The 24,538-nt window shown below is 67.7% G+C and carries 22 protein-coding genes; 11 read left to right on the top strand and 11 right to left on the bottom strand.

What is annotated here, in order from left to right:
- Both ACWDTP_RS15355 and ACWDTP_RS15350 read right to left on the bottom strand, forming a co-directional pair.
- On the bottom strand, positions 1 to 922 hold a 922-nt coding region (locus ACWDTP_RS15355; RefSeq protein ID WP_450021094.1), incomplete at its 3' end, for a DUF2382 domain-containing protein.
- 203 nt (positions 923 to 1,125) lie between these two features.
- Positions 1,126 to 1,965, bottom strand: coding sequence for an NmrA family NAD(P)-binding protein (locus ACWDTP_RS15350; RefSeq protein WP_450021092.1), 840 nt, complete (start codon positions 1,963 to 1,965; stop codon positions 1,126 to 1,128).
- Between the two features lie 93 nt (positions 1,966 to 2,058).
- Here ACWDTP_RS15350 and sigI point away from each other — a divergent pair, with 93 nt between their 5' ends.
- From sigI to ACWDTP_RS15315, 7 genes are all read left to right on the top strand, one after another.
- The gene (sigI, locus tag ACWDTP_RS15345) at positions 2,059 to 2,904 is read left to right on the top strand and encodes an RNA polymerase sigma factor SigI (protein WP_450021090.1); all 846 of its coding nucleotides are present in this window, start codon (positions 2,059 to 2,061) and stop codon (positions 2,902 to 2,904) included.
- Positions 2,905 to 2,934: 30 nt separating this feature from the next.
- On the top strand, positions 2,935 to 4,131 hold the full coding sequence (gene dxr / locus ACWDTP_RS15340; protein WP_450021102.1) for a 1-deoxy-D-xylulose-5-phosphate reductoisomerase: 1,197 nt from the start codon (positions 2,935 to 2,937) through the stop codon (positions 4,129 to 4,131).
- Positions 4,128 to 5,348: a M50 family metallopeptidase gene (locus tag ACWDTP_RS15335; RefSeq protein ID WP_450021088.1), complete on the top strand. Its 1,221-nt coding sequence runs from the start codon at positions 4,128 to 4,130 to the stop codon at positions 5,346 to 5,348. The genes dxr and ACWDTP_RS15335 overlap by 4 nt, the downstream gene beginning before the upstream one ends.
- Positions 5,349 to 5,378: 30 nt before the next feature.
- Complete coding sequence (gene ispG, locus ACWDTP_RS15330) at positions 5,379 to 6,512, top strand: flavodoxin-dependent (E)-4-hydroxy-3-methylbut-2-enyl-diphosphate synthase (protein WP_450021100.1); 1,134 nt, start codon at positions 5,379 to 5,381, stop codon at positions 6,510 to 6,512.
- 55 nt (positions 6,513 to 6,567) lie between these two features.
- Positions 6,568 to 7,422, top strand: a complete 855-nt coding sequence (locus ACWDTP_RS15325) for a GNAT family N-acetyltransferase (RefSeq protein ID WP_450021086.1) — start codon at positions 6,568 to 6,570, stop codon at positions 7,420 to 7,422.
- 101 nt (positions 7,423 to 7,523) lie between these two features.
- Positions 7,524 to 9,344 carry a penicillin-binding transpeptidase domain-containing protein gene (locus tag ACWDTP_RS15320; RefSeq protein ID WP_450021084.1) on the top strand — a complete coding sequence of 607 codons (1,821 nt, stop codon included), beginning with the start codon at positions 7,524 to 7,526 and terminating at the stop codon, positions 9,342 to 9,344.
- 39 nt (positions 9,345 to 9,383) lie between these two features.
- Positions 9,384 to 9,971, top strand: coding sequence for a DUF1707 SHOCT-like domain-containing protein (locus ACWDTP_RS15315; protein WP_450021082.1), 588 nt, complete (start codon positions 9,384 to 9,386; stop codon positions 9,969 to 9,971).
- Here the strand turns inward: ACWDTP_RS15315 and ACWDTP_RS15310 are convergent.
- Positions 9,968 to 10,354, bottom strand: a complete 387-nt coding sequence (locus ACWDTP_RS15310) for a PaaI family thioesterase (protein WP_450021098.1) — start codon at positions 10,352 to 10,354, stop codon at positions 9,968 to 9,970. The two genes, ACWDTP_RS15315 and ACWDTP_RS15310, sit on opposite strands and share 4 nt — an antisense overlap.
- An 85-nt stretch (positions 10,355 to 10,439) precedes the next feature.
- On the opposite strand from ACWDTP_RS15310, the gene map reads away from it, so the two are divergent.
- The 3 genes from map (at position 10,440) to ACWDTP_RS15295 (ending at position 12,695) form a co-directional block, all read left to right on the top strand.
- Entirely contained in the window at positions 10,440 to 11,297 is an 858-nt protein-coding gene (map, locus tag ACWDTP_RS15305) for a type I methionyl aminopeptidase (RefSeq protein ID WP_450021080.1), read from the top strand.
- Between the two features lie 97 nt (positions 11,298 to 11,394).
- Positions 11,395 to 12,069 carry a hypothetical protein gene (locus ACWDTP_RS15300; RefSeq protein ID WP_450021078.1) on the top strand — a complete coding sequence of 225 codons (675 nt, stop codon included), beginning with the start codon at positions 11,395 to 11,397 and terminating at the stop codon, positions 12,067 to 12,069.
- Positions 12,070 to 12,131: 62 nt separating this feature from the next.
- The gene (locus ACWDTP_RS15295) at positions 12,132 to 12,695 is read left to right on the top strand and encodes an alpha/beta fold hydrolase (protein ID WP_450021076.1); all 564 of its coding nucleotides are present in this window, start codon (positions 12,132 to 12,134) and stop codon (positions 12,693 to 12,695) included.
- Positions 12,696 to 12,716: 21 nt separating this feature from the next.
- On the opposite strand, the gene ngg is transcribed toward ACWDTP_RS15295, so the two are convergent.
- Positions 12,717 to 14,495: an N-acetylglutaminylglutamine synthetase gene (ngg, locus tag ACWDTP_RS15290; protein WP_450021074.1), complete on the bottom strand. Its 1,779-nt coding sequence runs from the start codon at positions 14,493 to 14,495 to the stop codon at positions 12,717 to 12,719.
- On the bottom strand, positions 14,492 to 16,297 hold the full coding sequence (locus ACWDTP_RS15285; protein ID WP_450021072.1) for an N-acetylglutaminylglutamine amidotransferase: 1,806 nt from the start codon (positions 16,295 to 16,297) through the stop codon (positions 14,492 to 14,494). Before ACWDTP_RS15285 ends, ngg begins: the two co-directional genes overlap by 4 nt.
- A gap of 118 nt (positions 16,298 to 16,415) precedes the next feature.
- Here ACWDTP_RS15285 and ACWDTP_RS15280 point away from each other — a divergent pair, with 118 nt between their 5' ends.
- Complete coding sequence (locus ACWDTP_RS15280; protein WP_450021070.1) at positions 16,416 to 19,751, top strand: DEAD/DEAH box helicase; 3,336 nt, start codon at positions 16,416 to 16,418, stop codon at positions 19,749 to 19,751.
- A gap of 78 nt (positions 19,752 to 19,829) precedes the next feature.
- Here ACWDTP_RS15280 and ACWDTP_RS15275 read toward each other — a convergent pair whose 3' ends face one another.
- Genes ACWDTP_RS15275 through ACWDTP_RS15250 form a run of 6 tightly spaced genes read right to left on the bottom strand, consistent with a single transcriptional unit; the run spans position 19,830 to position 24,538 of the window.
- A complete protein-coding gene (locus tag ACWDTP_RS15275) occupies positions 19,830 to 20,795 on the bottom strand; it encodes an amidohydrolase family protein (protein WP_450021068.1) in 966 nt (321 codons plus the stop codon).
- 3 nt (positions 20,796 to 20,798) lie between these two features.
- Complete coding sequence (locus ACWDTP_RS15270; protein WP_450021066.1) at positions 20,799 to 21,254, bottom strand: CAP domain-containing protein; 456 nt, start codon at positions 21,252 to 21,254, stop codon at positions 20,799 to 20,801.
- 41 nt (positions 21,255 to 21,295) lie between these two features.
- The gene (locus ACWDTP_RS15265; protein ID WP_450021064.1) at positions 21,296 to 21,649 is read right to left on the bottom strand and encodes a DUF732 domain-containing protein; all 354 of its coding nucleotides are present in this window, start codon (positions 21,647 to 21,649) and stop codon (positions 21,296 to 21,298) included.
- Positions 21,650 to 21,696: 47 nt separating this feature from the next.
- Complete coding sequence (locus tag ACWDTP_RS15260) at positions 21,697 to 22,386, bottom strand: hypothetical protein (protein ID WP_450021063.1); 690 nt, start codon at positions 22,384 to 22,386, stop codon at positions 21,697 to 21,699.
- Positions 22,383 to 23,078: a mammalian cell entry protein gene (locus tag ACWDTP_RS15255; protein ID WP_450021061.1), complete on the bottom strand. Its 696-nt coding sequence runs from the start codon at positions 23,076 to 23,078 to the stop codon at positions 22,383 to 22,385. The genes ACWDTP_RS15260 and ACWDTP_RS15255 overlap by 4 nt, the downstream gene beginning before the upstream one ends.
- Entirely contained in the window at positions 23,075 to 24,538 is a 1,464-nt protein-coding gene (locus tag ACWDTP_RS15250; protein WP_450021059.1) for an MCE family protein, read from the bottom strand. The genes ACWDTP_RS15255 and ACWDTP_RS15250 overlap by 4 nt, the downstream gene beginning before the upstream one ends.

Raw genomic sequence — 24,538 nt, 5'->3', positions numbered from 1 at the left:
CCTGGCTGAGTACTCCAACGAGCCAATCGATGTGGGACACACGATGACACTCGTGATCATCCACGACCTGATCGATGCGGTGGTCGGTTCCCTTGAGATCGGTGTCGATCTCCTCCTTGCGAACCTGCTCGCTCACCGTCTTGTTCTCGGTGACCTCCTCGGTGCCGAGCCGCACCTTCTCCACCGGGACGGTTTCCTTCTGCACCACGACACGTTCGGCATGCAGGTCGACGTCCGCGCTGGCTTCGCCGATCTTGGCGTTGCCCTGGAGCTTGGCCGCCTCGTCGGCGCCGATCGGCTCGCGCTCGACCCGCACCTCCTCGTGCGTCACCGGAACGTTGACCTGCTGGGTCTCGGTGACGACGTACTTGCGCAGCCGGGCCTTGCCGGTGGTCTCCCGCTGCGTGCCGACATTCAGCTGTTCCTCGGACCGGATGATCGTGTCGTCACCGGTGGTCGGCTTGCGGTGCTGTCCGGTCCCCCCGGAGTCGGCCACACCCGCGGTACCCGTCGCCGTACCGGTCTGTCCCGCGGCCGCGGTCGCATCGGTGCGACCCGTATCCGCGCTGCCCGTCGCCGTGCCGGTCTGTCCGGTGTCGGTCTGGCCGGTGCCGCGGCGGGTGAGGCCGTAATGCTCGATCAGCGCGCGCTCCTGATCACCCGAGATGCCGCCCTCGGCGTCCAGATGGGGGGCGTCCTTGATCTTGGCCTTGGTCGGCCGCACGTGCAGGTCGCCATCGGTGAACTGCGACCCGGCCATGGGCACGAGCGATTCGCTCATCCCGAACAGACCGGTGTTCACCGAGACCCAGGTGGGCTCGTCGGTGCTGTTGTCGATGTAGATCTGGCCGACCTTGCCGAGCTTCGTGCCTTCGGAATCGTAGGCGGTGCTGCCGGCGATCTGGTTGAGCGTCGAGGTCATGGTGTCCCTCCCTTTCGCTGGAATCCGGATCTTGCCCAAAAACGCCTACCCGCACGGTTGCCGGGGTCAAACGTGAATCGCTCGAACGAATTCGATCGCGAGCCTCAAAACCTGCTCTGGCCTGGGGGTGGATCGATCCGAAATTTCCTGGAACCGGCAGGGGGTACGACGAGTGGGACAAACTCGAGGTTGCTGCCCGTCGGCTAACCGGTGAACACGTCACGATGAGCCGCCACCCATTCGGAGAATGTGGTGGCCGGCCTGCCGAGGATCTTGTCGACCTCATGGGTGACCAGGGCGGGCCGGTGGACGGTGTCGGCCAGCAGGCCCACGTAGGCGTCGGCGAACTCGGGTGGAAAGCCGATCGCGACGAACCGCTCGCGCACCACATCTGGGGCTACCTCCCGGTAGTGCAGCGGCCGGTTCAGCACCCGCCCGATGGCGGCCACCATGTCGGTATTGGTCAGCGCCTGCGGCCCGGTCAACGGGATGCGCTGTCCGACAAGGTCGTCGGTGAGCAGCGCGACGGCGGCCACGGCGGAGATGTCGGCATCGACGATCACCGCGGTCGATGCGGTGGCGTAGGGCCCGCTGATCACGTCACCGGAGCGGATCTGGGCCGCCCACATGCCGGCGAAGTTCGAGGCGAACACCGTCGGCCGCAAGCTGATCCACTCCAGACCGGACGCCACGGCCAGTTGCTCGACCTCCCGGTTGCGATCGCCGCGCACCCTCGACGGCTGGCGGGCGTCCTCATCGTCGGCGTTGATCGCGGACAGCGTCACCAGGCGGCGCACCCCGCCGGTGCGGGCCAGTTCGACGATTGCGGCCAGGTCCGCACCCAACGCACGGGAATTGAGGAATACCGCCGACGCCCCGGCGATCCCCTCCGCCGCCGATCGCACTGCCTCGACCCCCGGCGGGAAGCCGGCGGTTTCGGGATTGCGGGTGACGGCGCGGACCCGCACACCGGCGTCGACGAGTGCGGTGACGAGCGGGCGGCCGACGTTGCCGGTGGCACCCGTGACGAGAATTGTGTTCATGCGATCCAGGACGGAGCGGCGGCGCGAAAAGTTACCGCGGAAATCCGATCCGAGATCCGGTAACTTTCCGGCCCCCGGATTCGTCGTCATGACATGAACACATCCGGCGGTCTCGAGGCGGCATGGCGCGACCACCACCCGTATCTGGTGAATCTCGCCTACCGGATGCTCGGCGACATCGGTGACGCCGAGGATGTCGCGCAGGAGGCGTTCATGCGCCTGGACCGCGCCGACCCGGCCGACCTCGACGATGTCCGGGCCTGGTTGACCGTGGTCGCCGGCCGGCTGTCTCTGGATGTGCTCCGATCGGCCAGGGCCCGGCACGAACGCCCTGACGGCTCGACGGCGCTGACCATGGCCGCGGCCGTCGGCGCCGACCCGGCGGAACGTGTCACGCTCGACGACGAGGTCGGCTCGGCGCTGCTGGCCGTGCTCACCCGGCTCAGCCCCGGTGAACGCGTCGCATTCGTCCTGCACGACATCTTCCGGACCCCGTTCGGCGATATCGCCGACACCGTCGGACGCCCCGTCGGAACGTGCCGTCAGCTGGCGCGTCGGGCCCGCGCCAAGGTGACCGGCGCCGCGCCGAAGCTGAGCGAGGTCAGCTCCGACGAGCACCGGGAGGTCACTGATGCCTTCATCGCCGCCTGCGCCAACGGTGACCTGCGCGCGTTGGCCGCCGTGCTCGACCCGAGCGTCTGGGGCGTCGGCACCGTCCTCACCGCCCCGACGCTGCGCCAGGTCAACCACGGCCGCCACGATGTCGCGACCAACCTGCTGCGCTACCTCGGTCCGGGAGCGACGGTGGTATCCGCGGCCGAGCCCGTGCTGCTGGCCTACGACCGGCGGCGGCTGTTCGCCGTCGTGGTGCTGAGCATCCGCGACGGGCGGGTGGTCAAGATCGAGGCCACCGCCGACCCGGCCGCCCGGATGCATTAGGGGAGGCCGGTCACAGCGCGGCACAATGGACTGGTGAGCGATACCCCGGCGCGGCAGCGCGTGCTGATCCTCGGAAGCACCGGATCCATCGGCACCCAGGCGCTCGACGTCATCGCGGCCAATCCGGACCGGTTCGAGGTCGTGGGGTTGGCCGCCGGTGGTGGCAACCCCGGCCTGCTCGCCGCCCAGCGCGCCACGACCGGTGTCACCAACGTCGCGGTGGCCGACCCGGCGGCCGCCGAGAAGGCCGGCGGCGTCACCTACGCCGGGCCCGACGCCGTGACCAGGCTGGTCGAGGAGACCGGGGCCGACGTCGTGCTCAACGCGCTGGTCGGGGCGCTGGGGCTGCGGCCCACCCTGGCCGCGCTGGCCACCGGTGCACGGCTGGCGCTGGCCAACAAGGAATCCCTGGTGGCCGGTGGGCCACTGGTGCTCAAGGCCGCCGCGCCGGGCCAGATCGTGCCGGTCGACTCCGAACATTCGGCCATGGCTCAGTGTCTGCGCGGCGGGTCGGCCGGCGAGGTCGCCAAGATCGTGCTGACCGCGTCCGGCGGGCCGTTCCTGGGATGGTCGCCCGTCGACCTGGAATCGGTCAGCCCCGAGCAAGCGGGCAAGCATCCGACCTGGTCGATGGGCCCGATGAACACGCTGAACTCGGCGACCCTGGTCAACAAGGGTCTGGAACTGATCGAAACGCACCTGCTGTTCGGTATCGACTACGACCGCATCGAGGTGGTAGTGCACCCACAGTCGATCGTGCATTCGATGGTCACCTTCACCGACGGCTCGACGCTGGCCCAGGCCAGCCCGCCGGATATGAAACTGCCCATCGCGCTCGCCCTCGGCTGGCCCGCCCGGGTCGCCGGCGCCGCCGCGGCCTGCGACTTCACCACCGCATCCACCTGGGAATTCCTGCCGCTGGACAGCGAGGTGTTCCCCGCCGTCGAGCTCGCGAGGCACGCGGGTACCCGCGGTGGCTGCCTGACCGCGGTCTACAACGCCGCCAACGAGGAGTCGGCCGAAGCGTTCCTTCAGGGTCGGATCCCGTTCCCGGCGATCGTGGAAACCGTCGGTGACGTGTTGCACGCTGCCGACCAGTGGGTCGCCGAACCGGCTACCGTGGACGAGGTACTCGACGCACAGCGCTGGGCCAGGGAGTATGCCCGGCGCGGCGTCGAAAAGGCCGCTGTGCGGAAAACCACGACAAAAGGGCTCGTCACCAAATGATGTTCGTAATCGGCGTCGCGCTGTTCGCGCTGGCCATCCTGGTTTCGGTGGCTCTGCACGAATGCGGGCACATGTGGGTGGCGCGCGCGACCGGGATGAAGGTCCGCCGCTACTTCGTCGGGTTCGGTCCGACGCTGTGGTCGACGCGGCGGCCCAACCACCTCGGCGACACCGAATACGGGATCAAGGCCATCCCGCTCGGCGGGTTCTGCGATATCGCAGGCATGACCTCGGTCGACGAGATCGCCCCCGAGGACCGGCCCTACGCGATGTACCGGCAGAAGGTCTGGAAGCGCGTCGCGGTGCTGTTCGCCGGCCCCGCGATGAACTTCATCATCGGCCTGGTGCTGATCTACGGCGTCGCGATCGTGTGGGGCCTGCCCAACATCAGCCAGCCCACCACCGCGATCGTCGGCGAAACCGGTTGTGTCGCACCACAGGTCAGCCTCGACGAGATGGGGGAGTGCACCGGCCCCGGGCCGGCCGCACTGGCCGGTATCCGGTCCGGGGACGAGATCGTGAAGGTGGGTGACACCACGGTCTCGGACTTCTCGCAGATGGCCGCGGCGGTCCGCAAACTCGACGGCCCAGTGCCGGTCGAACTCAAGCGCGACGGCCGGACCATCAGCACCGTCGTCGACATCACCCGGACGCAGCGGTTCACCAGCGCCGACGCCAAGGAACCGAGCGCCGTCGGGGCGATCGGGGTGAGCGCCGTACCGGTGCAGCCGCCCGCGCAGTACAACCCGATCACCGCGGTGCCCGCGACCGTGGGCTTCACCGGTGACCTCGCGGTCGAACTGGGTAAGTCGCTGGCCAAGATCCCCACCAAGATCGGCGCCCTGGTGGATGCGATCGGCGGCGGTGAGCGCGACAAGGAAACCCCGATCAGCGTGGTCGGCGCCAGCATCATCGGTGGTGAGACCGTCGAAGCGGGCCTGTGGGTGGCGTTCTGGTTCTTCCTGGCCCAACTGAACTTCGTCCTGGGCGCGGTGAACCTGCTGCCGCTGCTCCCGTTCGACGGCGGCCACATCGCGGTGGCCACCTACGAGAAGATCCGCAACATGTTCCGTGCGGCGCGCGGCAAGGTCGCCGCGGGCCCGGTCAACTACCTCAAACTCATGCCCGCCACGTATGTGGTGTTGGTGGTCGTGGTCGGCTACATGCTGCTGACCGTGACCGCCGACGTGGTCAACCCACTGAGCATCTTGCAATAGGAGAATCCCGTGACATCCGTAGGACTGGGAATGCCGGCGCCGCCCGCGCCGACGCTGTCACCCCGGCGTAAGACCCGTCAGCTCATGGTGGGCGGTGTCGGTGTGGGGAGTGAGCATCCGATCGCGGTGCAGTCGATGACGACGACCAAGACCCATGAGGTGAACGCGACGTTGCAGCAGATCGCCGAGTTGACGGCGTCGGGGTGCGACATCGTGCGGGTGGCGTGTCCGCGGCAGGAGGATGCCGACGCGCTGGCCGAGATCGCGCGGCACTCGCAGATTCCGGTGATTGCCGATATTCATTTTCAGCCGAAGTATATTTTCGCCGCGATCGATGCCGGGTGTGCGGCGGTGCGGGTCAACCCGGGCAATATCAAGGAGTTCGACGGTCGGGTCGGTGAGGTGGCCAGGGCTGCTGGTGCGGCGGGGATCCCGATCCGGATCGGGGTGAACGCCGGGTCGCTGGATCCGCGGTTGCTCAAGAAGTACGGCAAGGCCACCCCGGAGGCGTTGGTGGAGTCGGCGTTGTGGGAGGCCTCGCTGTTCGAGGAGCACGGGTTCGGCGATATCAAGATCAGCGTCAAGCACAACGATCCGGTGGTCATGGTCGCCGCCTATGAGCAGCTCGCGGCGCAGTGTGACTATCCGTTGCACCTCGGGGTGACCGAGGCCGGGCCGGCGTTTCAGGGCACGATCAAATCGGCGGTGGCGTTCGGTGCGCTGCTCTCGCGTGGGATCGGTGACACCATCCGGGTGTCGCTGTCGGCGCCGCCGGCCGAGGAGGTCAAGGTCGGCACCCAGATTCTGGAGTCGCTGAATTTACGGCCGCGGGGGTTGGAGATCGTGTCGTGTCCGTCGTGCGGGCGGGCCCAGGTTGACGTCTATACGTTGGCCAACGCGGTCACCGCCGGGCTGGACGGGCTCGATGTTCCGTTGCGGGTCGCGGTGATGGGGTGTGTGGTCAACGGTCCCGGTGAGGCCCGCGAGGCCGACCTCGGGGTGGCCTCGGGTAACGGCAAGGGACAGATCTTCGTCAAGGGCGAGGTGATCAAGACCGTCCCCGAAGCTCAGATCGTGGAAACCCTCATCGAAGAAGCCATGCGCCTCGCCGAAGAACAGGGACCCAATGATGCGAGCGGTTCGCCCATGGTCACCGTAAGCTGAACCTGACCCTGTGAGCGGGGTCACCGCACCCGCGGGTTGAGCAGAGAGAGCCTGGATGTCCGCGCCGCCACTTTTCCGCCTCGTCGATGAGCGGCGCGTATCAGTGGCGCGGGACGCCACCGCGGTACAACGGGTGCTCGACGCGGATCCGGTCGGGTCCTGCATGGTGGGCGCGCGGGTCGCCGAATACGGCCTGGAACCGGGTGCGATCGGCGGTGAGCTGTGGACGCGCCGCGGCGCCACCGAATCCCTGTGTTATGCCGGGCCGAATCTGATTCCGCTGCGTGGCGACGGCGAGGACCTCAAAGCGTTCGCCGACAAGGCCATGAGCACGGCGCGCCGGTGTTCGTCGCTGGTCGGCCACGCCGGCCTGGTCATGCCGATGTGGCAGCGCCTGGAAGCGGTGTGGGGCGAGGCCCGCGATGTCCGTGAGTGCCAGCCGCTGATGGCGCTGGGTGCGATGCCGAGGAGCCCGATCGATCCCGCGGTGCGCCGCGTCGAAATCGACGAACTGGACGCCTATCTGGTCGCGGCGGTCGATATGTTCATCGGCGAGGTCGGGGTGGATCCGCGCGTCGGCGACGGCGGACGTGGCTATCGGCGCCGGATCGCCGGACTGATCGCGTCGGGCCGGGCCTGGGCCCGGTTCGAGCGCGGCGAGGTGGTGTTCAAGGCCGAGATCGGTTCGCAGTCACCGCGAGTCGGCCAGATTCAGGGTGTGTGGGTGCGACCAGATTGGCGCGGTCACGGCCTGGGCACCGCGGGGACGGCGGCGCTGGCCGCGGCCGTGGTCGGCTCGGGCCGGATCGCCAGCCTCTACGTCAACGACTACAACTCGGTGGCCAGGGCCACCTACGACCGGATCGGGTTCGAGCAGGTCGGCACGTTCGCCACGGTCCTGTTGGACTGAGTTCGCTCGCGCGTAACCGCACGACGGTCTCGGCGCGGTCTCGATTCGGTTGCGGTGCGCCTCCGATGAATCCGGCCGTCGCGTTCCTACCATCAGTACCAATGGCAACTACAACATCATCAGTCACACGGACTTGCGGTGCCCTCACGGTCGTCGCGGTCCTGGGGACCTCCGCGCTGAGTGGTTGCACACCGAGGCCGGACGGCCCGGAGCCGGCCGCCGAAAAGTTCTTCGCCGCGCTGGCCACCGGCGATACCGCGGCCGCCGCCGATCTCTCGGACCGCCCCGAGGACGCCAAGACCGCGCTGTCAGAGGCGTGGAACGGTCTGCAGGCGACCCGGCTCGACGCCCAGATCCTGGGGTCGAAGTACTCCGAGGACACCGGCAGCGTCGCCTACCGCTACACCTGGCACCTGCCGAAGGACCGGACCTGGACCTACGACGGCCAGCTCAACATGGTCCGCGACGAGGGCGGCTGGGAAGTCCGCTGGAGTGCGACCGGGCTGCATCCGCGCCTCGGCGAGCATCAAACCTTCGCGCTGCGCGCCGACGCGCCCCCACGGGCCTCGGTCAACGAGCGCGGCGGCACCAATGTGCTGGTCCCCGGCCAGCTGTACCACTACGGACTCGATGCCAGGGCCGCGGGCAGTCGACTGATCACGACGGCGAGGGCGGTGGCCGACGCCTTACGTCCGTTCGATCGGGCGCTCGATCCGCAACGCCTGGCCGAACAGGCGAGCTCGTCCGCGCAACCGCTGAGTCTGGTGACCCTGCGGCAGTCCGACCACGACCGGGTGGCCCCGGCCATCGCCGCACTCCCGGGGGTTGTGGTCACCCCGCTGGCCGAAATGCTGCCCACCGACGATACTTTCGCGCCCGCGATCATCAACGAGGTGAAGCGGTCGGTGTCCGGCCAGCTCGACGGCAAGCCCGGCTGGCGGGTGGCCACGGTGAACCAGAACGGCGTCGACGTCGACGTCCTCAACGAGGTGCCGGGCGAGCCGGCGCCGTCGATCACCATCAGCCTGGACCGGTCGGTGCAGGACGCGGCGCAGAACGCGGTCAACATCACCGGCAAGAAGGCCATGATCGTGGCGCTCAAACCGTCGACCGGTGAGATCCTCGCCGTCGCCCAGAACGCGGCGGCCAACGCCGACGGGCCCGCCGCCACCATGGGCCAGTATCCGCCAGGATCGACGTTCAAGATCATCACCGCGGGCGCGGCCATCCAACGGGATATGGCCACCCCGAACAGCCTGCTGGGCTGCCCGGGCACCCTCGAGATCGGGCACCGGATCGTCACCAACTACGACGCGTTCGACCTCGGCACCGTGCCGATGTCGCGCGCCTTCGCCAACTCGTGCAACACCACGTTCGCCGAACTCGCGAGCCGGATGCCGCCGCGCGGCCTGACCCAGGCCGCCGCGCAGTACGGCATCGGGCCGGACTACCACATCGACGGCCTCGACACCGTCACCGGCTCGGTGCCCCCGACGGTCAACCTGGCCGAACGTACCGAGGACGGCTTCGGCCAGGGCAAGGTCCTGGTCAGCCCGTTCGGGATGGCGATGGCGGCCGCGACCGTGGCCGCGGGGAGAACACCGGTGCCGCAGCTGATCGAAGGCCGCCAGACCCTCGTCGACGGCGCGGCAGCGCCGATCACCCCGAAGATGATCGACGGTCTGCGGCCGATGATGCGGCTGGTCGTCACCAACGGCACCGCCAAGGATCTCAACGGGTCGGGCGATGTGCGGGGCAAGACCGGTGAGGCCGAGTTCGGCGGCGGTTCGCACTCGTGGTTCGCGGGCTACCGCGGTGATCTGGCCTTCGCGGCGCTGATCGTCGGCGGCGGCAGCTCCGAGTACGCGGTACGGATGTGCAAGACCATGTTCGACGGACTGCCCGCCGACTATCTGGCGTGAGCGGTGCGCTACCAGCGGTAGCGGTAACCTGGGTGCGTCATGACCGGGATCAATGAGCAATCGGTGGAACTGCGGGTATCGGATGCCGACCGCAACGGCACCCTGCGGCGCCTGCACAACGCCGTCGCACTCGGGCTGATCGACATCGCCGAGTTCGAGGAACGTTCCGCCCTGGTCTCGGCGGCCCGATTGCCCTCCGACCTCGACGTACTCGTCGGTGACCTGCCGAGGCCGGGTGCACTCGTCGCCTCCGCCGCCGACCGGGTGGAGCTGCGCGGCGTGCTCGGATCGCTCAAACGGCACGGTGAATGGACGGTGCCGACCCGGCTGTCGCTGGTCCGCCGGGCGGGCTCGGTGGAACTGGACCTGACCAGGGCCCGCTTCGCCGGACCGATGGTGATCGTGGAACTCGACCTCAAGTTCGGGTCGCTGGACATGCGGCTGCCGGACGGGGCCAGCGCCTCGATCGACGATGTCGAGGTGATTGTCGGCAGTGCCACCGACCGCAGGCGCGACGCACCCGCTGACGGCACCCCGCACGTGGTCCTGACCGGCAAGGTGGTGTGCGGCTCGGTCGACATCCGCGGTCCGCGCAAGGGCTGGTTCGGGCGGGGCGCCAGGAGTTAACGGGCGTCGAGGACGGCGAAACTCAACGTCGCCCGTGCCGCGAGCCGGTCGCGACCGGCGTCGACGACGTCGACCGAGGTGACGATCAACCGCCGGCCTGCCCTGACGATGGTGGCTACGGCCCGCGCCGGGCCTTGTACGACCGGCGCCAGATAGTGGATGTTCATATCCGCGGTCGTCACATCCTGGCCAGGGCCGACATGCCGGCCGGCCAGCCGGCCCGCCGCGATGTCGATCAGCGTCGCGATCAGCCCGCCCTGCAGCGCGCCCCGGATATTGGTCAGGTCGGGCCGATTGTCCATCTCGACGATCAGCGCCTCGTCGTTGTCCACCACGTCCCGGAATCCCATCTGCCCGAGCAGATGCCCGGGGGCGATCCGCATCGGGGTCGACTCGCTGAGCATGGCTAATAAGTTAGCACCATTCTCGCTGGGAGAGATCGTCGTTCTCCTGGCTATCCTTACTGCCATGCCTGTTCGTACCGCCCTGCGCCCCGGCGTGCTCTCACCCACCCTCCCGGTGCCCAAGTCGATTCCCCGCCCGGAATACGCATGGCAGCCGACCGTGCAGGAGGGCAGCGAACCCTGGGTGCAGAGCCCCGACGTGATCGAGAGGATGCGGGTGGCGGGCCGCATCGCGGCCGGCGCCCTGGCCGAGGCGGGCAAGGCCGTCGCCCCCGGGGTCACCACCGACGAACTCGACCGCATCGCCCACGACTACATGACCGACCACGGCGCCTATCCGTCGACGTTGGGCTACAAGGCGTTTCCCAAATCCTGCTGCACCTCGCTCAATGAGGTGATCTGCCACGGGATCCCGGACTCGACGGTGGTCGAGGACGGCGACATCGTCAACATCGACGTGACCGCCTACATCGATGGTGTGCACGGCGACACCAACGCCACCTTCCTGGCCGGCGACGTCTCCGAGGAGCACCGGCTGCTGGTCGAGCGCACCCGCGAGGCGACCATGCGGGCGATCAAGGCCGTCAAACCCGGGCGGGCACTGTCGGTGGTCGGCCGCGTCATCGAGGCCTACGCAAACCGCTTCGGCTACAACGTGGTTCGTGACTTCACCGGGCACGGTGTCGGCACCACGTTCCACAACGGACTGGTGGTGCTGCACTACGATCAGCCCGCCGTCGAGACCGTGCTGGAACCGGGGATGACGTTCACCATCGAGCCGATGATCAACCTCGGCGCCCTCGACTACGAGATCTGGGACGACGGCTGGACCGTGGTCACCAAGGATGGCAAGTGGACCGCGCAGTTCGAGCACACCCTGGTGGTCACCGATGACGGAGCCGAGATCCTGACCCTGCCCTGACAGCCCTCCCGTGAGCAGGCACAAACCTGCCTGTTTCGCGGCCGAATCGGGCAGGTTTGCGTCTGCCCGCGGGGGATATTGTGGGTAACCTGGGGCAATGACCAGCCGGAGGTGCGCGCCGGTGGCACTTGCCGCTGTCGTCGTCCTGGCCGGGCTGACCGCGTGCGGCACCGTGGTCGGGGGAACCCCGACCTGGCCGGGTGCCACCTTGAAACGGGTCGTGCTCACCTCGGCCGACTTCCCGTCCGGGGTGCAGTTCGACCGCATCGTCGACCAACCGGGAGGCTCGGACGGCGCGGCCCGGCCGCCGGCCATGATGTCCTCACCCGAAGGCTGTTCGGACGGACTCACCCGCGACATCGCCGAAACTGCCGAGCGCGGCCCCGGCAGCGCCGCCGAATTCGTCGCCGCCTACGACGGGGTACGCGCCGTGATCACGGTGCTGACCTCACCGCTCGATCTCGAACGGCTGTCGGCCACCGCCGAACGCTGCGCCCGGTTCCGGACATTCTTCGATCCGGAGGACACCGGCATCCCGATCAGCACGACGCCGTTGCCGTCCCGCGGCCCCGACAGGTTGGCCTATCAGCAGACCATGACGTTGAACGGGCAGGACCACAGCGTCTACTTCGCCTTCGGCAACATCGGCACCTGGTCGGTGTTCGGGATCGCCTTCCCCACCCAGAATCCGGCCATCCCGGTCAAAGGCGCCCTGCCCCAGACTTTCTTGGAGACCTTCGACAAGCAGGTAGAACGGGTCGCGGCGCGCTGACGGAGACGTCAGAGACGCAATAATTCCGCCCACGGAATCGAGGCGGACGGTAGGTTGTCCGAATGCAATCCACCGTGACGACGATCGACGGCCTGACCGTGCCCGTCGACGTTGCCGGGCCCGACAAGGGCTCGGTGGTGGTGCTGCTCAGCGCCGGCCATCACGGACCGGCCGCCTACGAGGCGATCTGCGAACGTCTGCACACCGCGTCGCTGCGGACAGTCATCATCGCCACCGATCCACGCCTGACCGCCAAATCGGTGATCGACATCCTGGACTCCCTCGACATCAAATGGGCCCTGCTGGTCGGTGACCGGCAGGGCGGCGAACTCGCCTGGGAGCTCGCCGCCACCCGGCTGGACCGGTTCATCGGTCTGGTCGTCGTCGACCGCGGCCACCCGAGGGTCGCCGACCTCACCGGGGTGGTCAGGTCCGACGACTGCCCGCCGGTCGAGATGAACACCACCGCACTGGTCAGCAATCCGGCGGCCCGCGCCGTCGCCAAGGCCAGCCAACGCTTCGTCTACGGCGACTTCCGGCTCGTGGAGATGCTGGGCCGGCGCAACGCCGGTGAATCGACCGCCCAGCTGGCCGCCGAGATCGTGCTGCGCACCAGCAACTGGTAGGACCTGCCTTCGCGCAAGCGCTCAGTCAGTCGCCTCGGACGGGGTCCAGGCCTGGGGCAGTCCCGGCTGCTGCGGGAACAGGAAATCGACGAACGCCGCCGCGGTGGGCTGCGGCTCGTGATTGGCCAGCCCGGGCCGTTCGTTGGCCTCGATGAACACGTACTGGCTGCCGGTGATATCGGGCACCAGCAGGTCGATGCCGGTCACCGGAATGCCGATCGCGTCGGCCGCCGCCTCGGCCACCCGGCACAGCTCGGGGTTCACCTCGGCGGTGACATCGTGGATCGTCCCGCCCTGATGCAGGTTCGCGGTGCGCCGCACTCGCAGCGGGATGCCCTCGGGCAGCACATCCTCCATCGACCAGCCCGCCTCGGCGACCGTCGCGGTGGTGATGTCGTCCATCGGGATCTTCGATTCGCCGCCGGTCGCGGCGGCCCGGCGCCGGCTCTGGGCCTCGATCAACTCGCGCACCGTGTGCTTACCGGTGCCGATGATCTCCGCGGGCCTGCGGATCGCGGCGGCCACCACCTTGCCGCCGATCACCACGAGCCGCAGATCGTCGCCGGTCGCGCGCTGCTCGATCAACACCTCGGAATGTTGTTCGCGGGCCCGGCTCAGGGCCAGGTCGAGTTCCTCGCTGCTGCCCACCCCGACCGTGATTCCCTTGCCCTGCTCACCGCGGGTCGGTTTCACCACCACATCCCCGACCTCGGACAGAAAGGCGTGATCCTCGTCGTCGAAGGTGGCGAGGCGCCCCTTCGGCACCGTGATCCCGGCGTCGGACACGATCCGCCGGGTCTGGCGCTTATCGTCGCACCGGCTCATCGCCACCGCGGAAGTGAACTCGGACAACGACTCTCGGGTGATCACCGCACGGCCGCCGTGGGACAGGCGCATCTCGCCCGCGCCGGCGTCGAGTACCTCGACCCAGATGCCGCGGCGCACGGCCTCGTCGGCGATGATGCGGGCGTAGGGGTTGAGATCGTCCACGGTCTCGGGCGGATGGGTGAACAGCGGTTCGTTGATGGCGTTCTTACGTTTGACGGCCAGCACGGGAACCCTTTGGAAACCCAGCTTTTCGTACAACCCGATGGCGGCGCTGTTGTCGTGGGCCACCGACAGATCCATATAGGCCCGGCCCCGGTCGTGGAAGATCCCCGCCAGGGTGCGCGTCAACGCGTCGCCGACCCCCGGCAGCCCGGCCGACGGGTCCACCGCGAGGCTCCACAGGCTCGACCCGTCCTCGGGATCGGAGAACAACCGCTTGTGGTCGATACCGGTGACGGTGCCGACCACACTGCCGTCGGTGTCGCGCACCGCGACCAGATACACCACCGCAGGGGTCAGGGTGTGGTTGTGCCAGATCACGTCGACTGGCGCGGGTACCATCCCGCACCGCACATAGACCCGGTTCATCGCGTCGGCGTCGTTGAGGGTCTGCAACGTCCGCACGCTGAACCCCATGGGCTGGGCCGGCTCGAACTCCTCGCCGAACCGCAGCCGGTAGGTGTGGCTCGGATCGATGAACAGCTCGGCGGGGGAGCGGGCGATCAGCACGTGCGACTCGCGGGCGTAGATGCAGATGTCGCGCCGGCCCGGCCCCTCCTGCTGCAGCACCTCGGCGAGCTTCTCGGGTTCGGCGAAGGTCTGGCCGAAGATCAGCCTGCCCCAACCCAGTTCGAGTTCGACGTCGTTGGCCATGGCATCGACGAGGTGCTGCGGCGAAGCGGCGTGCAGGCCGAGGGTGATGGCCTCGGTGTGATCCTGACCGGAGGTGGCGTCGGGATCGACGGTGGTCATGCCGCGGCCCCGGTGACGCCGTGGCGCTGCAACCAGAGTTCGAGCAGCGCGATCTGCCACAGCTCGTTTCCCCGCAGGGGAGTCAGCCTGCCGTTCGGATCGGCCAGCAGCCCGTCGACCGCGTCGGGACGAAACAGCCCGCGCTCCTTGGCTTCGGGTGCGTAGAGCGCATCGCGGACCATGTCCAGGTAGGGCCCTTCGAGGTGGGTGAGCGCGGGTACCGGAAAGTAGCCCTTGGGCCGGTCGATCACCGCCGCCGGAATCACCCGGCGCGCAGCCTGTTTGAGAACACCCTTACCGCCGTGCGCAGTCTTGAGGCCGGGCGGGCAGGTGGCGGCCAGCTCGACCAGCTCGTGGTCGAGGAACGGGACGCGGCCCTCCAGCCCCCACGCCATGGTCATATTGTCGACCCGTTTGACCGGATCGTCGACCAGCATGACCGTGGTGTCCAGGCGCAGCGCGCGGTCCACCCCGGTCGCGGCGCCCGGTGCGGCGAAATGGTCGGTGACGAACGCGCCGCTGGGGTCGGCCTCGGCCAGGAAGGCCTGGTTGATCAGTGCCCCGACGCCGGCGCTGTCCCGGTCGAAGAAGGCGCTGCGGTAACCGGCCACCGCGCCGTCCAGGGTCGCGGCATCCGGTTCGGCCATCGGCGGGTACCAGTGGTAGCCGGCGAACACCTCGTCGGCGCCCTGACCGGACTGGACCACCTTGACGTGCTTGGCGACCTCTTGGCTGAGCAGAAAGAACGCCACGCAGTCGTGGCTGACCATCGGCTCGCTCATGGCCCCGATGGCGCCGTCGAGCGCGGGCAGCATGCGCGCCGTGTCGATCCGGATCTGGTGGTGGTCGGTGTCGAAATGCCGCGCGATGACGTCGGAGTACTTGAACTCGTCGCCGGCCACCCCGCCCACCGATTCGAAGCCGATGGAGAAGGTGGCCAGGCCGTGCTGGCCGGCCTCGGCGAGCAGGCCGACGATCAGGCTGGAATCGACCCCGCCGGACAACAGGCATCCCACCGGCACGTCGGCGACCAGGCGACGTTCGACCGCCAGCCGCAGCGCCTGCAGCACCGCGTCCTCCCAGTCCCGCTCGGACCAGCCGGCCCGGTCCTCGTGCCTGCTGAAATCCGGTGACCAGTACACCGTGGTGTGCCGGCTGCCGTCGGGTTCGATCGCCACGATCGAGGCCGGCGGGACCTTCTTGACGCCGCGCAGGATGGTCAGTGGCGGCGGCACCACCGAATGGAACGACAGATAGTGGTGCAGGGCGACCGGGTCGATGCGGGTGTCGACACCGCCCCCGGCCAGCAGCGCGGGAAGCGAGGACGCGAACCGGATGCGGTGCGCATCCTCGGTGATATACAGCGGCTTGATGCCGAGCCGGTCGCGGCCCAGCAGCACGCGGCCGGTGTCGCGCTCGGCGATCGCGAACGCGAACATGCCCATCAGGTGGTCGACGAACCGGTCGCCCCAGTGGTGATAGGCCTTGAGCAGCACCTCGGTATCGCTGTGCGAGAAGAACCGGTAGCCGTAACCCGACAACTCCCGGCGCAGGTCCTGATAGTTGTAGATGCACCCGTTCCAGCAAACGGTCAACCCCAGCTCGGCGTCGACCATGGGCTGCGCGCCCGCCTCGGTCAGGTCGATGATCTTCAGTCGCCGGTGGCCCAGGGCGACCCGGCCCTGAGACCACACGCCTGCCGCGTCCGGGCCCCTGCGGGCCATCGCGTCTGCCATGGCCGAGACGGCGTTAACGTCGGGCGTCCGGCCATCGAGACGCACCTCTCCGGTGGCTCCACACATCAATTTGACCCTACTAGCAACGCGCCCGGGTGTCTCAAGTGCGGGGTGCGCGGACGGATCGACGCCGCTCCGGCGGCGCCCGGCCCGCCGTGTCGGGGCCGGCCTCTATCCTCCCCCCATGGTGGGCGGATACGGCCTCGTCGTACCTCGTGAGGAGTTGATCAGGGACTTCGGTGCCCAGTCGACCGTGCGCGGTGAACGCTATGCGGCCGAGGGCCGGGTGCGGGATGTGACATTCGACGAGGACACGCGGATATTGGCCGGGCATTGCGTGGGGTCGGGCGGCCGGGTCTACGAACTCGAGGTCGGCTTCTCCCACGCCGGTGGGGTGTCGGTCGAATGGGCGTTGTGCTCGTGCCCGGTCGGCTCGTTCTGCAAGCACGGGGCCGCCCTGGTGGTGGTCGCGGCACCGCACGGCGGCGGGCACACTGTCCCGGACCGTTGGCGGTTCGTCCTCGACCGGGTGCTCGAGGAGGTCGCCGTGCCCGACGGCGGCGGCAAAGCGATCGCGCTCGAATTCGCGTTGTCGCAGCCGACCCGCTACCGGCCGACCACGCTGGTGACGCTGCGTCCGCTCACCGTCGGCAGGCGCGGAACCTGGATCCGGCGGGCGCTGACCTGGCGGCGGCTCGCTGACCACCCCGAGTCCGGCGAGTTCGACCGCAACCAGTACCGGGCGGTGCGGGCACTGGTGACCGACTTCGATCGCTACGGCCCCGGCTACGGCGGCGAGACGGCGTCGCTCAACGGGATGCCGCCGTCGCTGTGGGCGCGGCTGGCGGAGGCGCTCGACGCCGGCGTCACGGTGCTCGCCGACCCGGCCAGCGGTATCCGCGCGGTCGAGCTGACCAAGAATGTCCACCTGCGGCTGGACTTCGCCGCCGGCCACTCCGGCGGCGCCGTGATGTCGGTGGCGCTCATGGTGGACGGTGAGCGGTGCGACGCGCACGGCGTCTCACTCATCGGGATGCCCGCGCCGCACGGGATGTTCCAGGTCACCGACGGGGTGCTGCGGCTGGGCGCCTTCGATCCGGTGCCGGGGCGCACCATGGCCGAACTGCTCGGCCACGACGAGTGGGTGCACATCCCCGCCGAGATGGCCCGCGACCTGGCGGTCGACGTCCTGCCGCGGCTGGCCACCGGCGTCGAACTCGAGGTCGCCGACGGGCTGTTCACCCCGCCGACCGTGGTGGGACCGCTCGCCGTGCTGACCGTGACGGCCGCCGAGGGCGGGGCCCGGGCGTACTGGAGCACCCGCTACCACGTCAACGATCAGCGCCACGATTTCGACCCCGGATCGTCGGCGGGTGCGCGCGGCTACCGGGACGCCGAAGCCGAACACGACCTCTGGCGGCGCGTCGTCCCGGCGCTGCGGGCCGTGGCCGGGGCCGCATCGGACTGGAAACGCCAAGCGGCACAACATGTCAACGCCCGCATCTCGACGTCACTGGATGCCGCCGCGGTCAAGGAACTGCGCGCGGTCCTCGATGCCGCCGACACCGCCGAGGCGGTCGGCACGGCCTCGCTGCCCACCCTGCTCGGGCGGGTGGACCTGACCCTGGTCGAAGCCGCGGTGCTGTGCGGCGAGACCCTGCCGCAGCTGGACTGTTACACCGATCTGGTGCTCGATGCCGACGACTGGGCGGCCGGCGCCCGCGCCGCAGGCACCGACCCGCAGGTGTCGTTCGGCAGCGGTTCGTCCCTGCCGCGCGACTGGTTCAACCTGGACATCACCGTCAGCGTCGACGGCCATACCGTGGCGCTGGCCGATGTCATCACCGAACTGGCGTCCGGTGCAACACATATGCTGCTTGCGGGCGGGGTGTACTTCCGGCTGGACACCCCCGAGCTGAGCCGCCTGCGGGTGCTGCTCGACGAGGCGCGGGCGCTCGGCGAGATCGACGGCGACCGGGCGAACGCGGCGTCGATGAACACCACGCTGTGGGATGAACTGCTCGGCCTTGGCGTGGTCGACGAGCAGCTGGCGCGGTGGCGGGCCAATCTGGCGCGGCTCGCGGCCGCGCGCCCGCCGCACCCGGTGCCGGTGCCCGCCGGGCTCGACGCCGAGCTGCGCGACTATCAGCGCGAGGGTCTGGATTGGCTGTCGTTTCTGTGGGACAACGGCATCGGCGGCATCCTCGCCGACGATATGGGCCTGGGCAAGACCGTGCAGACGCTCGCGCTGATCGCCGGGGCCACCGCGGCCGGGGCGGGGAAGTTCCTGGTGGTGGCGCCGACCAGCGTGGCGACGAACTGGATTGCCGAGTGCCGCAAGTTCACCCCGGATCTGCGGGTGGTGGCCGTGACCAACACCGAGGCGCGCGCCGCGCAGCCGCTGGCGCGGCAGGTGGCCGACGCCGACATCGTCGTCACGTCCTACACGCTGCTGCGGCTGGACCTGGACGCCTATTCCCAGATCCAATGGGCCGGAATGATTCTCGACGAGGCCCAGTTCGTGAAGAATCACCACAGCAAAACCCATCAGAGTGTCCGCCGGCTGCAGGCCCCGGTCAAGCTGGCCATCACCGGGACGCCGATGGAGAACAATCTGATGGAGCTGTGGTCGCTGCTGTCGATCACGGTGCCCGGCCTGTTCCCGTCGCCGAAGGTGTTCGAGACCTATTTCCGCAAGCCGATCGAATCCGGTGGCGCCGCGGACAGATTGGCGGTCCTGCGGCGGCGGATCAAACCGGTGCTGCTGCGCCGGACGAAAGACCAGGTGGCCAAGGAGTTGCCGCCCAAGACTGAGCAGGTGTTGACGATCGAACTGGGCGTCAAGCACCGCCGGGCCTATGACGCCAGGCTGGCCAGGGAGCGGCAGAAGGTGCTCGGCCTGCTCGGCGACTGGGAGAAGAACCGGTTTCAGGTGTTTCGTTCCCTGACCCTGCTGCGCCGGCTCAGCCTGCATCCCGGGCTGGTCGACGAGACGGCGATGGGCGCCGGGTCGGCCAAGGTGGACTTCCTGGTCGAGCAGCTGGGCCAGCTCGTCGCCGAGGGACACAGCGCGCTCGTGTTCAGTCAGTTCACCGGGTTCCTGGCCATCGTGAGATCGCACCTGGACGCCGCCGGGATCGGCTACAGCTACCTCGACGGTTCGGTCGAGGCCGGCGGCCGGTCCAAGGCCATCGCGGACTTCGGTGCCGGCACCAATCGGGTGTTCCTGATCAGCCTCAAGGCGGGCGGATTCGGGCTCAATCTGACCGCCGCCGACTACTGCTTCCTGTGCGACCCGTGGTGGAGCCCGGCGGCCGAGGCGCAGGCCGTGGACCGGGCCCACCGCCTCGGCCAGACCCGGCCGGTCAGCGTGTACCGGCTGGTCTCACAGGACACCATCGAAGAGAAAGTGGTTGCGCTGCAGGAGCGTAAGCGGGCGCTGTTCGCGGCGGTGGTCGACGACGGCGACCTGTTCGGTGCCGGGATCACCGCCGCCGACATCCGCGAACTGCTCGGGTGAGGCACACCACCGAAACCGACTTCGTCCCCATGGCCGGGTGCGCGACACACTTCCGATCAACAGGACTTCCACCCGGGGTCAAATCAACCCGAGTGTGCGTGCGTTGGTGATCGTGTGGTTGCGCCATGCGGGTTCGGGTGCGTCGAAGGCGCGGTCGAGAGCCGGGAGGGCCGCGATTGCCAGCCGGGACGGGGTCCACGGATAATCGCTGCCGTACAACAGCCGGTCTTCACTGGCAATGCTGTGCAGTGCCTGCAGTTGGGCCGGAGATGTCGTACCCGCCAGGTCATACCAGAACTGTGCCAACAGTTCCGAGACCGTCGGTCCGACGATCGCTCCAGCTTCCAGCATTCGAAACAGCTCCACGCGATCAGCCAGCAATGGCAGCACCCCGGCACCATGCGGAATGATGAAGCGGATGTTCGGATAGCGTTCGGCGGCTCCACTCAAAATGAGGTCGACAACGGTGCGCGCCGTGTCAAACAGGAACTCGATCATCGGACGTGGGCGTCCGCATGCCACCGCTTGGTGCCCCACGCACGAGGTGGGGTGCAGAAAGACGACGCTCTTACGCATGCTCAGTTCGGCCAGGATCGGATCGATGCGGTCACTACCGAGATAGTGACCGCCGCTGTTGCTCAGCAGTATCACTCCGTTCGCCCCGAGTTCGTCGATCGCGAATGCAGTCTCGGCGAGAGCGGCATCGACCGCGGGCAACGGCAACGTGGCGAAGAAGCCGAAGGCATCCGGATGGTCTCGAGCAATGTCGGCAGCGTAGACGTTGATCTCGCGGGCCAACGTTCGCGCGGCCGCGTCGTGACCGAAGTGCACCCCGGGGGATGACATCGAGAGCAGTGTTCGTGAAATTCCGGCTTCCTGCATGAATTCGAGATGACGTGCCGCACTCCACTGTGGCCAGAAACCCTCGGGCATTCCGTCTGGTTCGCGATGGCTCGCAGCCTTGGCGGCGGCTATGTAGCCGGGGGTGGTGAAGTGGGCATGCACATCGACCAACCCGGTAGGTGTGTCATCGATGGTTGTCACAAGTTATCCCTTCTCGCCCGACCCAACAGACGGGTTGCCGTACGTAGCTACAACGACACTGCGGTTGATGCTGTTTTCCGACCAGACCCCTATTTGGGTGAACCGGCAGTCCCGCATCGTCGCAAGGTATGCGGCGTTGGCAAACCACTGGTTGATCAGCTCGATACCGCTGATCGCCAACCCCGGGTTGATGGCAACGGTTTCGGAGACCTCCCCCTGGTAGCCGAACGCCGCTGCACGGCGCTGAGGGTCGGTGCCGTCTGATCCAATGTCGCCATTGAGATCGGGATTGGCGAGGACGTCCGCCACGTGTCGTTGGGCGGCGAGGCGAAGTTGTGGCTGCGGAGTCAACTGTCCTGTGCAGCCCGCCTGGCGTTGCACCGTGTAAACGTTGGAAATGACAGTGCTGTTGAGTCGGCTGTTGTCCGCAGTCGCCGTGGGTGCGGTCAGCAGCGCCATGAGACACGGCGCAGTTGCAGCGAGTGTCCTGGAGAGGGCGTTCATGGGCGTTGTGGTTCTTTCCGATCGTGCGTCGCCGCCTTGGCCGAACCGCTCCAGTGCGCCGAACGGTACCCCGCCGCCGAATTGCGCAGAGTCCAGATCAGCTGCGGGCACAGCTCATTAGCCGCCTGCGCAATCAGGTAGGAGGCTTGATAGCCATCGTCGGTCACGAGATCGCCCTTGATGTCGTCGAGCAGTTCACTGTATGGGCGCCCGGTGCGGACCTTGGCACAGATACCGTTCCCGTAATCGATGGCGGCGTTGGTATCGGCGAAGTGGTAGCCGGGGCGTACCGCGACGTTGATCAGGTAGGCGGTGGCGTCGGCTCCTGCGTGGGGTGTGGCGGTGAACATTGGGCACACGCAGACCGATGCCGTCAAAATGACAGCGCGGAGTGTCGTCATTTTGGTTCGAATCCCGATACCAGCCAACGATCTGCGTACTTCGTCAACGAGATCTCGACGACTGACGCCGTCTGAGTGGGAGCGCCGGCGGCCATGACGGTGGATTGATTGATGAATACCACCACGCGTGCGTCCTCGGGGGTTGCGGTGACTGATGCGGCGGCTGCGACCGAGGCCGTAGCGGAGATCTGCTTCTGTTGTGCGCCGGGGATCACGACATCGCGGGTCAGCGAGGTATAGGAGTCGTGAAATGTCCCGGTCAGCAAGTCCGCGGCGGCGGTGAGCTGGGCTTGCGCGTTTTGCGGGGTGTAGGAAAGCAAGGCCACGGTGGCCTCTTCTGCTGCCCGCAAGGAATCGGAGCGTGCGCGAGCGGTGTCAGCATTTATGGTCTGCTCGTACTTCAGATATCCCGAAACCAAGGCTGCGATCATCGCCGCGATCGAGACGATGGTGATGACCGCGGTTTGGCGCCTTTGCTGCCGAGCCGGTTTGGGATCAGGCGATCTTGACTCGTTGTTTGAGTGCGCTCCCCTCGAGGCGCGAATCAGACGGCGCCGTAGTCGAAGTCGCCATCGTTGGCGCCCGGGTTGCTCGGCTGACTTCGAGTCGACGTCCTGTCCGGAAGGTTCTGTTGGCTCCGATTCAGGGGTGTGTGCGGCGTCGAGGGTGGTCGACTCGTTGCTCATGGTACAAACTCCACGTTGGATACCTTGATGTCATTTCCGATCTCGTTGACGGTGACCCGCATGCGCCAGGATCGAGGCTGCTGCTCGGCGGCGGTGATGTCGGAGACCACAACGTTCACCGCGACGAGGACCTGTGCCTGATCACCTGATGCGGATTCCAGTCCCGCCACAGCTATCGATCCCCGAGATTGGGACTTGGCCTTTTTGACAGCGCTTACGAAGTCTGCTGACTGTCTTGCGAATTCGTCATGAAAGGTGCCGGTAGACCCATCGAGGATGCGTTGCACGTCTGCGTCGGCGTGCTGGTAGTCAATGGTGGTGAGGTTGAGTGCGCCGCGCTGGGCCGCCCCCACGAACCGTGCCTGCTGGCGCGTGACCTGATCGGCTTGGTAGACGTTCAAGCCGATCCAGGCGGCCGACGCGCCCAGGACGAGGACGAGTGAGGTCGCGGCGAGCAGTGCGATGCGATGAAGCGGTATCCGCTTCCAACGACGGGTTTCGTCGGGTTCTCCCGGTGTCGTGTCAAGCTCGTTCCCGGCGTCGTCTTCGTCGCAGGCACCGTCGTCCGGGTCGGGGATAACCTCTTCGCTCGAAGCGATGGAACCCGGTTCGAGGTCGGCTGAAGCTGTCTCCACGCCGTTCAACTCCGATGGCGCGTCAGTTGCCGGGATAAGCGCATTCAATGGGGTCACGGTCCTTTCGGTGGGGTCAACAGGTCTTGCCACGAACGTGCGGGCGTACCGCCACCAGCGAGGTCGGCCTGGGTGTATTGGCGGCCGTCCGGGCCGACATAGCTGCCGGTGGCCGGGTCGTAGTAGGCCATGGCAAGGGGCGGCAGCGGTGCGGCGGCGGGTGGTGTCGCGCTGGGCGATCCGTCTGGAGTCGCGGGCTGGGGCACAGGTTGCCCGGAGAGGGTCGCGTTCGGGTCGCCCTTCCAGTTGTACCCGTCGTTCAACGGGATATAGACGTCGTCGCTTTCGCACATCTTTACCGTCGGTGCTCGTTTGCCGGGCCGCGTCTCGCACGGGATATTGCGTGCCCCGCGCACGGCGATGGCCGAGTCTTGAGGCACCCGGCAATACAGATCGCCGGCCACTCGGTCGGGGTAATCGGTGTCGCTGGGTGACCGCTTCTGCTGTGGCGGCAGAAAGCCGGTGTTGCACGGCGGCGGGGCGTTGACGTTGGTATTGAACGATAGGTAAAGGCCTTTGTAGGACTGCTTGGTGTCGCGGTTCGCCAGCAGCGCGCCCTGTGTGTTACCAACGGCGATGGGAAGTAGGACGAGCAGTTGTTCGAGGTTCGGCTGGTAGGTGATCGCGACCTGATTCAGGCTGACGAGGTTGGCCAGTACGACCGGCAGGGTGGGTTGCAGCCTGTCGATGAGTTGTCTGGCTTGTTCGGCGGCGGCCGGCCCGTTGTCGAGCAATCCGGCGACGGCATCGTCGCGGGATTGCAGCTGATGCGTGATGTCATCGAGGTTCGCCGCCCACGCCCGGATGGCGTCGGCGCTGTTGGTCTGCGCGTCGAGCACCGGTTTGGATTGGTCGACGATGGTGGTCAATGCGTTGAGGTTGGCGCGGGCGTCAGAGGTTATCGTGTTGTAACCCGTGATGATTCGAGACAGCTCTGGCCCGAGCCCACCGACTGCGGCGTACGCCTCGCTGATGGCGGTGTCGAGGTTGTCGTGGGGAATGGCCTGCAGTCCGTTATTGGTGGCACTCAGCAGGGCATTGATATCGGGCGGCAGTGTGGTGCGGTCGGCGGCGACGACGTCGCCATTTTTCATGGCCGCACCCTGGCCGCTGCGCGGGACGAACTCGATGTACGCCTCGCCGATGGCGGTCTGGCTGTGCACATGGGCGTCGGAGTCCTGCGGGATCGTGTGGCCGGTGTCCATTGTCAATTCGGCTCGAGCACCGTGGTCGGTGAGGACGATGGTGCTCACCCGCCCGACCGTCGTGCCGCGATATGTGACGTTGGCGTTGGGATACAGTCCGCCGGCCGCAGGCAGATCGACCGCTACCTGGTAGTGGCCGATGCCGAATAATCGGCCGTCGACATCAAGGTAACCGAAGGTCATTATGCCACCGGCGATTACGGTCACCATGGCGAAGAACGCCAACTGCAGTTTGATGCGTATGTTCAGATGCAC

It is taken from the genome of Mycobacterium sp. NPDC003449, from assembly GCF_053588415.1.
The sequence above is the reverse complement of the archived record's forward strand: the minus strand, read 5'-3'. Positions and strand labels throughout refer to the sequence as shown.